Raw genomic sequence first — 14,410 nt, forward strand, 5'->3', positions numbered from 1 at the left:
GGGAACCGATGGCCGTGATAGAGCGATTTTGTCTTCTTCATCGCGACATCTTACGCGACCACCTCGCCAACGTGACAGAGCCCCCCGTAGATACTGAAACAAAGCCCTTAAACTCGTCCCAAATGCATCTCAGAGGATTACTTCCTCGTCGTCGCCGTGATGACCGCGAAGGCAGTCAAACGCGCCGCTCCGGTCAGCGGTCATACATCGCATTGGAATTCCATCAGGTTTCCACACAGCCTGGACCGACTTCTGTCGGATGCGGCGATACCGACGTGCGACATGCTCCAACCGCCGAACACATCGCCGTAAACGTTGGCGCTCGATGGTCGGGCCTCGCGATTGTTTTCCGTCTGCATGGGCGGCGGCCGGAGCGCGCCGCAGAGCCGCGCCGACATAAGTCGAAGCCGGGACGCACTATAATCGGCCCGATGCATCGATTCATTGAGAATCGGCCGACGACGCTTTCGCCTTCCGTTATGCCCAAAGATAGAGCTAATAAACCCGTTCAGCCTGCGTTGCGCAGCCGTAAATCTCCGCAGGGATCACCCACCGTGCAGGACGTCGCGCGTCTCGCGAAGGTGTCGGTTGGCTCGGTGTCGCGTGTGCTGAACGGCCGCGAGAATGTGGCGCCCGCCATTCAGGAAGCGGTGCGCGCCGCGGTCTCTGAACTCAATTTCGTGCCGAACGTGGTGGCGCGCAGCATGCGCAAAGGAAGCTCCAGTGCGATTGGCTGTCTGATTTCCGACATCACTCAGCACACCGCTGCGCAGATGGTAAGCGCGGCCGAAGAGCGTCTACGGGCACGTGGGTTCGAGATTCTGATCGCCAATTCCCACTACGATCTCGAGCGTGAACGAGCGATCCTGTCGAGCCTCAAGCAGCGCCGCATCGACGGATTCATCGGGGCGATTTCCGACGACGAGACGCCTTCCTATTTCAACTTCCTGCACACGCTGAATATGCCCGTCGTGCTGTGGGAGCGCGACGCTCAGGGTGAATTCAATTCGGTGCTGACCGATCACGCCGATGGCTGCCGTCAGGCCGTGCGCTATCTTGCAACGCTCGGCCATCGCTCCATTGCGCTCGTGGCCGGTCACGAAAACACCTGGGTGGGTCGCGAGATGGTGCGCGGCTACCAAGCCGCATGCGAGGCGGCGGGCATCGCGCCCGATCCCTCGCTCGTGCTGCGTACCAGCGCGTTCAACAAGGACGTCTGCCGCGCGCTGCTTAGCGCTGCGCAACCGCCTTCCGCGATCATCGCCACGCTCAACGACGTGGCCATCGTGCTTGAAGTCGTAAGGGAAATCGGGCTGTCGATTCCGGCGGACCTGTCGGTGATTTCCATCGGCGAGCACGAGTACTCCGGAATCGCGTCGCCGGCATTAACCGTGGTGACGCAAAACCCGCGCGACGTCGGCCGCGAAGCAGCGGACATGATGTTGCAGTTGATCGACGGCTGTGTGCCGTCCGGCATCCGCCGCTCCAAACATCCCATGCGGATGATCGTGCGCGAGTCATGCGGCGCGCCTCCCAGCCAGCTGCGCCGCAGAAAGCGCTAGCTGGATTCGGCTCGGTTTGATCCCTAGGGTTTGTCCCGGCCGCAAGGTGACTTGACACTGGATTTTTCGCCACGGACATTGCGTACGTATTGTAAATGAATCGATTCACCGAATTCGAGGTCATGATATGGGTGAAAGGGAAAGCGGGTTACAGTCGAGGCGGAACAACAGCGAGGACGGCGGCCAACGTGGCCGTCGACGGTTTATGAAAGCAGCGGGCGCACTGGCAGGCGCGATGGCGACTGGGCTCGGTCTCGATGGCTGCGGCGACGGCGGGATCACCACTGCGTCCGCGCAGAATGCGGGTGCGCCGCTGCCGGCAATCGTGCCGGCGCAAACGGCGCTGGTCGTGATGCACTATCAGACCGATATCCTGGGGCTCTTTCCATCGGTTGCGCCCACGCTGCTCGCCAACACGCGCAGCTTGTGCGATGCCGCGCGGGCCAAAGGCGTCAGCGTCTATTTCGCCAAAATTCAGTTCAGTCCGGGGTATCCGGAAGTCAGTCCACTGAACAAGAACGGCCAGGGGCTCAAGCAACTCGGGCTTTTCATCAACGACAAAATCGCACCGGAGCTCGGCCAGCGGCCCAACGAGCCGCTCATCATCGGGCATCGTGTGAGCGTGTTCTTCGGCACCGATCTGCAGGCGCGGCTTTCCGCGCAGGGTATCGACACGTTGATCATGGCCGGCATCGCATCGACGGGTGTCGTGCTGTCGTCGATCGCCCATGGGAGCGACGCGGACTTTCGACTGTACACCGTCAAGGATTGCTGTTACGACCCGGATCAGGTCGTCCACGATCATCTCTTTTCCACGGCATTCGAATCGCGTGCGACGGTGCTGTCGCTCGCCGATGCCTCGTTGCTGCTCGCCTAGGTCAGTACAGCGCCTCCTGAGCCGTCAGCCAGGGTTTCCGATATTTTTTACAAGTTGACTCGTCGAGCCAACGTCTCTATTGTCTGTGAATCGATTCACGAAAAAAATGGCGAACTGGGCGGCATTGAAAAAAGCAGAGGATTTCATGACTTTCAGCAGCAGGCGACGACAAGTGCTTCGTGCGGGCGCCGCGGGCATCGCGGGGCTTTCCCTGCCATTCGCATTCGAGGGGCGCGTCTTCGCGTCCGAGGCAGGCGTGCTGTCGGTCGCCATTCCGAGCAATCCGCAAACGCTCGATCCCATCAACCAGCCGAATCACGACGTGATGGCGATCAACCAGCTGGTCTTCGAAAATCTGGTTGGCATCGACGCACGGGGTCAGCGGGTGCCGCAACTGGCGCGCGCATGGACGATATCGCCGGACAAACTGACGTACACATTCGATCTGCAGCGCGGTGTGAGTTTTCAGAACGGTCAGCCATTCACATCCGCCGACGTGAAATACAGCTTCGACTACGTGCTGAATCCCGCGAACAAGGCATTCCGCCGTCCATTCTGGACCGTGATCGAATCGGTCAGCGCACCGGGTGCGCACACCGCCGTGATCCGCCTCAAGCGCCCTTACCGGCCGTTGCTCGACTACATGTCGAAGTACATGGGTATTTTTCCGGCAGACAGCCGTGAGCAACATCCCGCCGACTACTTCAAGCGGACACCGATCGGCGTCGGCACCGGGCCTGCCATTTTCGTGCAGTCGAAGGCGAACGATTTTGTCGAGCTGAAGCGCAATCCGGCTTACTGGAGCAAGGGCGAGCCGCATTGGGACAAGATCGTGTTCCGCATCATCCCGGAAGAGTCGTCGCGACTTGCGTCGCTGATGTCGGACCAGACGCAGATCATCAGTGCGCCGCCCGCGCAGACGTTCGCGCAGATCCGCACTTCGGCGCGTCTCGCGGGCGACAGCCGTCCGTCGCCGACCAGTCCGCTGATGATGTGTCTGAACAATCGCAAGGCGCCGTTCGACGATCCGGCGTTTCGCCGTGCGGTATCGCTGGTGCTCGACCGGTCCAAGGTCTGTCGGGATCTGTGCTACGGCGCGGTCAAAGCGAGCAGCATGCCGTTTGCGCCGGAGTCTTCATGGTACGACGCGAACTCAGCCGCGAGTCTTGCATTCAATCTGGACCAGGCGCGAGCGGTGTTGAAAAGCTCGAAGTACGCGAGCGGTGCATCGTTCGATCTGCTGTATGTGCAGCCTGCGTATCTGATCGATACATCGGCGACGGCGCTTTTCATTCAGGCGCAACTGGCATCGCTGGGCGTGCGCGTGAATCTGCGTCCGCTCGATTTCGGACAGATGATCTCGCAGGTGCTGGTCGGCAATCATGCGGCGGCGTTGACGGGTTTCATCGCGCCACCGGAGCCGACCTATCTGCTCAACGCGCTCTTCAGGCCAGGCGAAAGTCTCTGGAAAGCGAGCGGCTACGAGAGTGCCGAACTGCTGAAGCTGATCGACGACAGCTATCTCGTCGAAGATCCCCCCGCGCTCAAACCGATCCTCGCGAAAATCCAGCAGGTGCTGGCGCGCGATTGTCCGGCCATCTGGATCGGCGCGCTGGAAGTGCAGAACCTCTGGCGCAGCAACGTCAAGGATTTCCAGGTGAATACGGGTTTCTCACTGAAGCTCGACAACGTTTATCTCGCGAAGGCATGAGGTCGATATGAAAGCCGTTTCGAGGCTGTTTTCCTCTGTGCTCGTGCTGCTGGTGGTGAGTGCGCTGCTGTTCGCGATGTGCCGCGCGACACCCGTGTCGCCTGCGCGCCTGACCTTGGGCAGCGACGCCAGCGTCGAACAGATTGCCGCGTTCAATCATCAATACGGACTCGACTGGCCGGTCGCCGTGCAATACGGCCGGTGGCTGAACGGTGCGCTCGCGCTCGACTTCGGCAAGTCGTATGCGACCGGCAACCCCATCGGACCGCAAATCGCCGACACGTTGCCGAATACCGTCGAACTCGTCACGCTGTCGTTCGTGTTCACGATCGTGGTGTCGATCGTGCTCGGTACGGTGGCGGCATTGAAGGAGAACAGCGGCACGGACCATCTGCTGCGAGCCGCAGCGATCGTCGGCTTGTCGGTGCCGTCATTCTGGCTGGGGTTGCTGTTGATCCGCTATGTCGCCTTGAAGACCGGCTTATTCCCGGTGGGCGGTCTCACGCCCTGGTCGGACGGCATGGCGTCGCATCTGCTCGCGCTCGTGTTGCCCGTACTGACGATGTCGGTCTACTACATCTCCGTGCTGAGCCGTCTGGTGCGCGCGAACATGGTCGACGCCCTTTCGCAGGATTATGTGCGGACAGCCAGAGCGCTCGGGTTGTCGCCATCGCGTATCCGCCTGTATGCGCTGAAGAACGCGTTGCCATCGCTGGTGGGGACGGCCGCGATGAGTTACGGCTACATGTTCGGCTGGGCGCTGATCGTGGAGCAGATTTTCAATTTGCCGGGCGTCTCGCGTGCGTTGCTCACGGCGATTTTCCAGCGCGACTATCCGACCGTGCAGGCCATCGTGCTCGTGATCACGACGATCTTCATCGCGTCGAACACGTGCGCCGACGTATTGCATGGTTATCTCGACCCGAAGGCGAACCGGACATGATGGCTGATTCATCTCTATCCAACGTGCAACGCAAACCGTCGGCGCTCGGCACATGGCTCGCATCGGCCGGCCGCCTGTTGCGCGCGTTGATGCACGAACCGGCGGGTGCAATCGGTCTTGTGACGATCGTGCTGCTGGTCGTGGTCGCGCTGTGCGCGCCATGGCTGCCTTTGAAAGATCCACTGCAACTCGATATCGAACATCGCCTGGCAGCACCGGGCGCGGCGTTCTGGCTCGGGACCGACCAGGTGGGCCGCGACATTCTGAGCCGCACGATCTGGGGCGCTCGCGCGTCGCTGTCCATCGGACTGTGCGCGGTGGCGATCGGCCTCGTGCTCGGCACGGGCATCGGCATCGTCGCGGGCTATAAGGCTGGCTCGTGGCTCGACGAAACACTGATGAAAGTAATGGAAGTGCTCGCGTCGATTCCGCTAATGATCTGGGCGATTGCACTGGTCGGCATTACGGGCACTGACACGTTACATGTCGGCATGCTCGCCATTTCGAACGAAACCAAGCTGGTGCTGCTGATCGGCGTGCTGTACGCGCCAGGTCTCGCGCGGCTCACTCATAGTCTTGCGAAGACCGAGTCGCAAGCGGAGTACGTCGCGGCGCGGGTTCTGCAAGGCGCGAGCGGCGTGCGCATCATGCTGTCCGATGTTCTGCCCAATATCATCTCGCCAGTGCTGATCCAGGCAACATTGCTGCTCGGCGTGACGATCATCGTGGAAGCGTCGCTGAGTTTCATCGGACTCGGCGTGCAACCGCCGACGCCGAGCTGGGGTGCGATGCTCTCCGACGCGCGCGCACTGATCTTCACCGACAACTGGTGGGTATCGGTGTTTCCGGGCGCGGCGGTGTTCGTCAGCGTGCTCGCCTTCAATCTGTTCGGCGACTCGATGCGCACGGTCCTCGATCCACGGCGGCGGAATGCGCAAGCGTCCAATGTGCCGGGAGCGTCGCTATGAACGAAGCGCTGCTGTCGATTGAAAACCTGCGTGTCAGCTTCGGTTCAGGCAAGACGCAGACGGAAGTCTTGCATGGGCTCGATTTGCAGGTTGGACGCGGCGAAGCGGTGGGTCTCGTCGGTGAATCGGGTTCGGGCAAGAGCGTCGCCTCACTTGCGGTGCTCGGCTTGCTCGGCAACGCGGGGTGCATTAGCGGCGGCCGGATCGTGTTCGATGGCGAAGACCTGGGCCGTGCGTCCGAGGCGCGTATGCGGACATTGCGCGGCCGGCGCATCTCCATGATCTTTCAGGATCCGGCGACGGCGCTTAACCCCGCCTTCACGATCGGCGCGCAACTCGCCGACGTGATCCGCGCTCACCGTCCGCTGCGCGGCCGCGCGATACGCGATGAAGTGCATGCCGTGCTTGCGCGTGTCGGATTTAAAGATCCGCGCACCACGGAGCGCGCATATCCGCACGAACTGAGCGGCGGCATGAAGCAGCGCGCGATGATTGCCGCCGCGATTGTCTGTGAGCCGGCGCTGCTGCTCGCAGACGAACCCACCACTGCGCTCGACGTGACCGTGCAGGCGCAGATCGTCGAACTGCTGCGAACGCTAGTGGACGAGATGGATCTCGGCCTCGTGTTCATCACGCACAACCTCGATCTGATGGCGGAACTGTGTTCGCGCGCCGTAGTGCTCAAACAGGGCTCCGTGGTCGAGGCTGGGCCGGTGGAGGACATCTTCCTGCGGCCTGCGCACGAATACACGCGGCATCTGATCGCGAGCATTCCGCGTTTGCCGGTTGTGCCTGCTGCGGGCCGTCATCAATCCAAGGAGCCACGCGATGTCCGCTAACGTGCCAAACACCGCCCTGACCGCGCAATCGATCTTCGCGCTGCGGGAGGTCGGTAAGTCTTATGCGCTGGCGCGTTCCCCGCTGGAGCGCATGTTGAACCGGCGCCGCTTTCATGCCGTGTCGGACGTGACGCTCGAAGTGGAGAAGGGTGAATCGCTCGCCATCGTCGGCGAGAGCGGCAGCGGCAAATCGACTGTCGCGCGCATGATGGTCGGTCTCACCGTGCCGACCACCGGCTCGATCTGTTTCAGGGGCAACGCGTTGAACACAATGACCCGCGCGCAGAATGCGACGTTTCGTCAGCGTGTGCAGATGGTGTTCCAGAGCACGACGAATTCGCTGAACCCGCGCAAGACGATCGACACGACGCTGACGGAGGCGATCGGCAGCGAAGGTGTCCCCGTGCGTGAACTGCTCGACATGGTGCGTTTGCCGGCATTCGTGCTGGCGCGCTATCCGCATCAATTGTCGGGCGGTCAGCGCCAGCGTGTGGGCATCGCGCGGGCGCTCGCGCGCCGTCCCGAACTGGTGGTTGCCGATGAACCCACCTCCGCGCTCGACGTTTCGATCCAGGCGGAGATCATCCGGTTGCTGCGCGATCTTCATCGAAGCGCCGGTGTTTCGCTGATCGTGATCAGCCACGATCTGGCGCTCGTCGGCGAGTTGTGCCACCGGGTGGTGGTCATGCGCGAAGGACGGGTGGTTGAAGCGGGTGCCGTGGATCAGGTGCTGTTCGAACCACGCGAGCGCTACACGACGGAGTTGCTGGCGGCTATACCGAATGGCATCCGCCGACTGGAGGAGGGGCGCTCCTCGCAGTAGAGAAGAAGATCCGGGTCAAGCAGTGAGCCGGCCCACTTTGGGATATTTTTTTGAACCTATGGTGAATCGATTCATTTGCTATCATCAATCAATCGCTAGCCGACCGGGGTGTCGCGATTCCTTGTTTGGAGAAGAGGCGGTGAGGGAAAAGATATTCATCCTGGCGGCGCTGCTGGGCGGAAGCGGTCTCGTTCATGCGCAAAGCTCGGTCACGCTGTACGGGATCATCAACGAGGCCATCACGTACTCGTCGAATCAGGGCGGCCATAGCGCGGTGCAGTTGACCGGTAACGGCGAGTACGGCAGCCGCTGGGGGCTGCGAGGCGCCGAAGACCTCGGCGGCAACACCAAAGCGATCTTCACGCTGGAGAACGGATTTAACCCGGTCAACGGCGCGCTCGGTCAGAACAACCGCATGTTCGGCCGCCAGGCCTTCGTGGGCTTTTCGAATCCGGACTACGGCACGCTCACATTCGGGCGGCAGTACGACGCGATCGTCGGCACCTTGCAGACGATGACGTCCAACGGTGCGTGGGGCGGCGTGATGTTTTCGCATCCGTACGACAACGACAATACCGACGACTATCTGCGCGTCAATAACTCGATCAAATACGTCTCGCCGAACTTAAGAGGTTTCACCGGCACGGCCATGTACGCGTTCAGCAACGCGGCCGGCGCGTTTGCGAACAATCGCATGTGGTCGGTAGGCGGCATCTATTCGCAGGGCGCTTTTTCGATTGCGGCGGCGTATTCGCTCTATGACGAACCTGGAGTGAACACCACGGCGAACGTCAACACGAACGGTGCGATCACTTGCTGCGATGCGCCGATCACGTCCAAACGCGAACAGATTGCGGGCGTCGGCGCGTCGTATGTGATCGGACCGGCCAAGCTGAGCCTGATGTACAGCAACGCGATCTACAACAACGTAGGCACGACGCTGACGAGCGGCATCAACTATCGCTTCAACAACTACGAAGCGAATGCGCGCTTCACGCTCGATCCGACGCTGTTCTTCGGCATGGCCTACACGTACACGAGCGACGACATCACCGGCGGTCCGAACGGACCCACGCAGGTGCACTGGCATCAGGTCAATCTGCTGGTCGACAAATTCCTTTCCAAGCGGACCTCCATCTATACCGAAGTGATTTATCTGTGTGCGGCGGGTGGAGGTTTTCCGCGACCCACAGGCGGACCGTTGCCGGCGACTTCGAACGGCATGCTGGCCTCGCAGATCCAGACCATGTTGCCGTCTTCGGGACAGAACCAGACCGTGGTCAGCGTCGGCCTCGTGCACAAGTTCTAACAGCACTGCATCGACTAACAAGCAAGGTGTGTAATGACTGAAAGACTTTACCGGGCCGGTGTCGATATCGGCGGAACGTTCACCGATATCGTCGTGATCGGGGATGACGGCGTGATCCATACGAGGAAGGTTTCGTCCACGCCGCAGGATTATGGCATCGCGATCGTTGCGGGCTTGCAGGCATTGCTGGCGTCGCTCGACGCGCAACCGCGCCAGATCACCGAGTTGGTTCATGCAACCACTATCGCCACGAATACCGTGCTCGAAGGCAAAGGCGCACGCACGGCGCTGATCACCACGCGCGGTTTTCGCGACGTGGTCGAGATCGGCCGCCTGCGCGTACCGATGCTCTACAACCTCGCGTATCAGAAACCGGAGCCGCTTGCGAAACGCCGGCATCGTTATGAAGTCGACGAACGGTTGCTCGCCGATGGTTCGATCGACACACCGCTCGACGACGCGCAGGTGCTGGATATCGCGCGACGTATCGCCAGCGAGAATATCGAAGCGGTAGCGATCAGTCTGATTCATGCGTACGCGAATCCTGAACACGAGATCCGCATCCGCGATCTGCTGCGCGGCGTGTTGAGCGACGCGGTCTATCTGACCTGCTCGCACGAAATCCTGCCGGAGATCCGCGAATACGAACGCACCAGCACCACCGTCGTCAACGCGTATCTCGGGCCGGTAGTGGTCAGTTATCTGCATTCGCTGATCGACAAGCTGCGCGGCATCGGCATGACGGGTCCCGTGCAGATCATGCATTCGAATGGCGGCGTGATGAGCGCGGCCATGGTCATGCAGAAACCGGCCACGATTATCGAGTCCGGGCCGGCGGCCGGCGTGATTGCGGGCGCGTCGGTTGCCGAGGCCTCGGGGTACGCCGATTGCATCACGGTGGACATGGGGGGAACCACGGCGAAGGCGGCGATCATCGAGAAGGGCGAACCCGCGCGCACGACGGAATACGAGGTTGGCGCGGGCATCAACGTCAGCAGCAAGCTCGTCAAGGGTGGCGGTCACGCGGTCAAGTTGCCGTTCATCGATGTGTCGGAGATCGGCGCGGGCGGCGGAAGTCTGGTGCGTATCGACGCAGGCGGCCTCGTCAAGGTCGGGCCGGATTCGGCGGGCTCGGTGCCGGGGCCCGTGTGCTACGACGCAGGCGGCACGATCCCGACGCTCACGGACGCCGTGCTCACGCTTGGCTATCTGAATCCGGCGTTCCTTGCCGGCGGCGAGTTGCGCATCAACCAGCAGAAGTCGCTCGAGGCCATGCGTACGCAGATCGCCGAGCCGACGCAAACCGATCTGTACGAAGCCGCTTATGGGGTTTTCTCGATCGCGGCCTCCACGATGACGCGCGCGGTAAAAGCCGTATCGACATATCGTGGGCGCGATCCGCGTGAATTTGCGTTGTTTGCTTTCGGCGGCAATGGTCCTGTCATCGTTCATGCAATTGCGGGATTGCTCGATATGAAGACGGTCATCGTGCCGCCAAGCCCCGGTGTGTTCAGCGCACTCGGTCTGCTGTTCTCGTCGACGCAACATGAGTTCTTGCAGACGATGTTCTTCCGCCTCGATCATGCGGCCGCGGTGCAATTGGGCAAAACGCTCGAAGACCTGGTGGCGCGTGCCACGGCGGATATGAAGGCCGAGGGTCATGCGTTCGACGATATCGCCGTGACCTGCGCGCTCGATTTGCGCTACACGGGTCAGGCCTACGAACTGACTGTGCCGATCGAATGGTGTGCCGGCCAGCCGCTCGACATTGCGCTCATCGCCTCCGCGTTTCATGCAGAACATGAACGCACCTACGGCCATGCATCCGCCGACGAGGTCATCGAACTCGTCAATCTGCGCGCGGTCGGTTCGCTGCGCTCGCAGAAAGACCGCGCCTACGACGCGCATCGCGCGGGCGGCAGCCGCGCGGGTTCATCGGGGGCGCGCGCGCCGGTGCGGCGCCGGGCCTATTTCGGCAAGACCCACGGCTTCATCGACACGCCAGTGATCTCGCGTGCCGATCTGCGCGCCGCGCCGATGACCGGCCCGTTGATCGTCGAAGAATACGACTCGACCTGTGTCGTGCCGCCGCATGCTGGCGCGCGCGTCGATGCCCACGAGAACATCGTCATTACGTTTCTGGAGCACTCCGCATGACTACCCGGCAGGCCGCTTCGGCGGGCACCGACGCCATCACGCTCGAAATCGTCAAGAACGCGCTCGGCTCGATTGCCGACGAGATGGCGCTCGTCGTGTTACGGACGGCGTATTCGCCCATTGTGCGCGATTCGATGGACTTCTCCACCGCGGTGTTCGACCGCGCGGGCCGGGTGATCGCGCAGGGCCTGACCTTGCCGATTCACCTCGGCGCGTTTCCGGCTGCGATGGACAACGTGGTGCGCCGTTTCGGCACAATCGGCAAGCCCGGCGACATCTACATCATGAACGACCCCTACACGTCGGGTGGCATGCATTTGCCGGACGTGTATCTGATTCAGCCGGTGTTTTACGAAGCGCGTATCGAAGGCTATGTCGCAACCATCGTCCATCACGCCGATATCGGCGGCATGGCGCCGGGCAGCATGGCGATAGGCGCGACGGAAATCTATCAGGAGGGCTTGCGGATTCCGCTGATGAAGCTGTGCGATGCGGGCGTTGTCAACGACGCGCTGGTCACGCTGCTGGAAACGAATTCGCGCATGCCGGGCCAGTTGCGTGGCGATCTGCGTGCGCAGGTGGCCTCGTGCAAGGCCGGCGAGCGCGGGCTGATGCAGTTGCTCGGCAAATACGGTGCGGATGGTTTCGGGCGGCTGGTCGAAGCGTTGCATGATTACGCGGAGCGTCTGACGCGCCAGGCCATCGGCACGATGCCAAATGGTGAATACCGTTACGAGGATTTCATCGACGGCCTGGGCGATACGCCCGTGCCGATCGCGTTTCGCGTCAAGGTGACGGTGGCGGACGACTTGATTCGCATCGACTGGACAGGCACCGACGCGCAGGTGCAGGGCGCGATCAACGGCCCGTTCGCGACGACGCAATCGGTCGCGTATGCGGCGGTGCGCTGCGCAATCGGCGTCGATGTGCCGAACTGCGAAGGTTTCTCGCGACCTGTGGAGGTGTACGCGGAAAGCGGGTCCATTGTGAATCCGGTGGAACCGGCTGCGTGTGCGGCGCGCGGCATTATCGCCTACCGGATGTTCGACGTGCTGCAGGGCGCGTTCGCGCAGGTCGTGCCGGATACGATTCCGGCGCTGGGCGAGGGCGGCCCGTCGGTCGTGTCGATTTCCGGGCGCAACCCGGATGGTGAGAGTGGCGCGCAGGGCGGCAACTGGCTGATCACCGACGGCGTGCTCGGCAGCTGGGGCGGCGGTCGCAATGACGGCTGCGAAGGCATTGCGAATCCGCTTGGCAATCTGTCGAATCAGCCCGTCGAACTGATCGAGGCACGTCTGCCGCTCAAGATCACCGAGTACGGGTTCGTCACCGACTCAGGCGGCGCTGGCCGCCATCGCGGCGGGCTAGCAATGCGCCGCTCGTATGAATTGCGCAGCGACCATGCGCTGCTCGGACTGCGCTCGGATCGGCGCGCGCATCGGCCGTCGGGTTCGCATGGCGGGCTGAGTGGTTCGCCGTCGCTCAATCTGCTGACGCGCGATGGTCAAAGCACGTTACTGCCGACCATGCCTGGCACCGTGACCGCGCTTCTCAAGGGCGACCGTTTTTGCCATATCGCGGCGGGCGGCGCGGGTCAAGGCGATCCGTTGATGCGCGAACCGGAAGCCGTGCGTGAGGACGTGCTGGATGATCGCATCACGGAGCAGATGGCGCGCGACGTGTACGGCGTCGTGTTCGAAGGCGGCGCGCGGGAAGTCGACGGGCAGCGCACGGCCCGACTGCGTGCAAGTCTCCAGACGCTATCCGTGCCGGAGCGCGTCGCGAAACAGGAGGCGCTGTTCATGCATTCGACGGGTGCCGATGCCGCGACTATCGGCAAACTCTGACCGCAATGGAGCGTTTTGCCATGTCTGCTTCCATCCTCAAGCCGGTCCTCGACTCGCAACGTGTGCGCCTGCTGCGCCCCAGCTGGGCCGAACTCGACTACGGCGCTATTGCGGCGAATCTGGCCGTCGCGCGCGAACAGGTGGGACGCGCCACGAAAATCTACTTCGTCTGCAAGGGCGACGGATTCGGTTTCGGTGCGGCGAACGTAGCGTGCCTCGCGGCGCAGGCGGGCGTCGATGGTTTTTGCGTCGGCAGTCCGGAAGAGGGCATCGCGATTCGCAATGCCGGCATCGATAGCGAGATTCTGCTGTTCGCCTCGACCTTGCCGGAGGATGCGGCGCAGGTCGCCGCGCTCGGCCTGACGGTGACGATCCAAAGCCACGATAGCCTGCATGCGTTCATCGATGCCGGCGTGGCCGTCGATGCCTTTCTTGAGATCGATCCGGGCTTCGGGCGCTTCGGCTTTCTGCCCTCGCAATGGCAGGCGGCGTTCGAAGCACTGCGCGATCAATCGACAGTGCGGCTCAAAGGTGTCTACACGCATCTGAGTTCGCCGGAGAGCGATGACGTGACGCGCCAGCAGGCCGGCGTGTTCGATGCCGCGCTGGCCGACGCGCGCACGGCGGGATTCGACAACGTGACGACGATGCTGGCGAGTTCGCGCGTCATGCTTGCGCATCCGCATCTCGCCTATCAGGCGGTCGATCCCGGACGGCTTCTCTACGGTGCGCTCGATGGCGGCTGGATGGCCCGCGCGCCGCTTCGGCCGATGTTGCGGGCTGTTCGAGGCCGCATCATCCATGTTCAGGAGCATCCGGCTGGATCCGTGCTTGGGATCGGCTACGCGGAGCCGATCCGGCTCGAACGCGGTGTACGCATCGGCGTGGTGCCGATCGGTTTCTGGGATGGGCTGAATCATGCGCCGCCGCTTGGCCGCGTGCTGGTGCACGGACAGTCTGCGTACATTCTCGGGCGCCGTTCTTTTCAGCATACCGTGGTCGATATCACTGAAATTGCGCAGGCCAAGACGGGAAGTGTCGTCACCTTGCTGGGTCAGGACGGCGACCATTCGATCACGATCGACGAGATGGCGGAAACGCTGCGACTGCCGGTCATGGAGTTGATCCCGCGGTTAGCTCGAAGCTTGCCTCACGTTGACGCCGAAGTGACGGACCTGCCGGGCAATGATCCAAGTGCCCGTCCGTGATCAAACTGACTCGAATGGCCGTTATGCTTTGGAACCTGCACTTGGATGCCCGACCGCGCGACCGTCTGCAGTGGGTCGGGAGTGCGTGTTGACGACCGGCCGGTATCGGGGAGCGAAATACCAATGACCGTTTTGCGGCGATGAGTTCGAAGCACGGATGGACTCA

Annotated in this window: 11 protein-coding genes; all 11 read left to right on the forward strand. The window is 62.2% G+C overall.

What is annotated here, in order from left to right:
• The coding region (locus KFO72_RS38475; protein WP_225034268.1) for a LacI family DNA-binding transcriptional regulator at positions 1 to 1,562 on the forward strand (1,562 nt) is incomplete at its 5' end.
• A 205-nt stretch (positions 1,563 to 1,767) separates the two neighbouring features.
• Positions 1,768 to 2,439 (forward strand): isochorismatase family cysteine hydrolase, encoded by a 672-nt coding sequence (locus KFO72_RS38480; RefSeq protein WP_225034269.1) that lies wholly within the window; start codon positions 1,768 to 1,770, stop codon positions 2,437 to 2,439.
• Positions 2,440 to 2,584: 145 nt separating this feature from the next.
• Positions 2,585 to 4,150 carry an ABC transporter substrate-binding protein gene (locus KFO72_RS38485; RefSeq protein ID WP_225034270.1) on the forward strand — a complete coding sequence of 522 codons (1,566 nt, stop codon included), beginning with the start codon at positions 2,585 to 2,587 and terminating at the stop codon, positions 4,148 to 4,150.
• Positions 4,151 to 4,157: 7 nt separating this feature from the next.
• Positions 4,158 to 5,093, forward strand: coding sequence for an ABC transporter permease (locus KFO72_RS38490; protein WP_225034271.1), 936 nt, complete (start codon positions 4,158 to 4,160; stop codon positions 5,091 to 5,093).
• On the forward strand, positions 5,090 to 6,061 hold the full coding sequence (locus KFO72_RS38495) for an ABC transporter permease (RefSeq protein WP_225034272.1): 972 nt from the start codon (positions 5,090 to 5,092) through the stop codon (positions 6,059 to 6,061). Before KFO72_RS38490 ends, KFO72_RS38495 begins: the two co-directional genes overlap by 4 nt.
• Complete coding sequence (locus KFO72_RS38500) at positions 6,058 to 6,900, forward strand: ATP-binding cassette domain-containing protein (protein WP_225034273.1); 843 nt, start codon at positions 6,058 to 6,060, stop codon at positions 6,898 to 6,900. Before KFO72_RS38495 ends, KFO72_RS38500 begins: the two co-directional genes overlap by 4 nt.
• Positions 6,890 to 7,723 carry an ABC transporter ATP-binding protein gene (locus tag KFO72_RS38505; protein WP_225034274.1) on the forward strand — a complete coding sequence of 278 codons (834 nt, stop codon included), beginning with the start codon at positions 6,890 to 6,892 and terminating at the stop codon, positions 7,721 to 7,723. The genes KFO72_RS38500 and KFO72_RS38505 overlap by 11 nt, the downstream gene beginning before the upstream one ends.
• Before the next feature lie 139 nt (positions 7,724 to 7,862).
• Entirely contained in the window at positions 7,863 to 9,032 is a 1,170-nt protein-coding gene (locus tag KFO72_RS38510) for a porin (protein ID WP_225034275.1), read from the forward strand.
• Positions 9,033 to 9,065: 33 nt separating this feature from the next.
• Positions 9,066 to 11,189 (forward strand): hydantoinase/oxoprolinase family protein, encoded by a 2,124-nt coding sequence (locus tag KFO72_RS38515; RefSeq protein WP_225034276.1) that lies wholly within the window; start codon positions 9,066 to 9,068, stop codon positions 11,187 to 11,189.
• On the forward strand, positions 11,186 to 13,036 hold the full coding sequence (locus tag KFO72_RS38520) for a hydantoinase B/oxoprolinase family protein (protein ID WP_225034277.1): 1,851 nt from the start codon (positions 11,186 to 11,188) through the stop codon (positions 13,034 to 13,036). The genes KFO72_RS38515 and KFO72_RS38520 overlap by 4 nt, the downstream gene beginning before the upstream one ends.
• A 20-nt stretch (positions 13,037 to 13,056) precedes the next feature.
• Entirely contained in the window at positions 13,057 to 14,244 is a 1,188-nt protein-coding gene (gene alr, locus KFO72_RS38525) for an alanine racemase (protein WP_225034278.1), read from the forward strand.
• Positions 14,245 to 14,410: the final 166 nt, after the last annotated feature.

Source organism: Paraburkholderia sp. XV (genome assembly GCF_020177535.1).
In the GTDB taxonomy this organism is placed as follows: Bacteria; Pseudomonadota; Gammaproteobacteria; order Burkholderiales; family Burkholderiaceae; genus Paraburkholderia; species Paraburkholderia caribensis.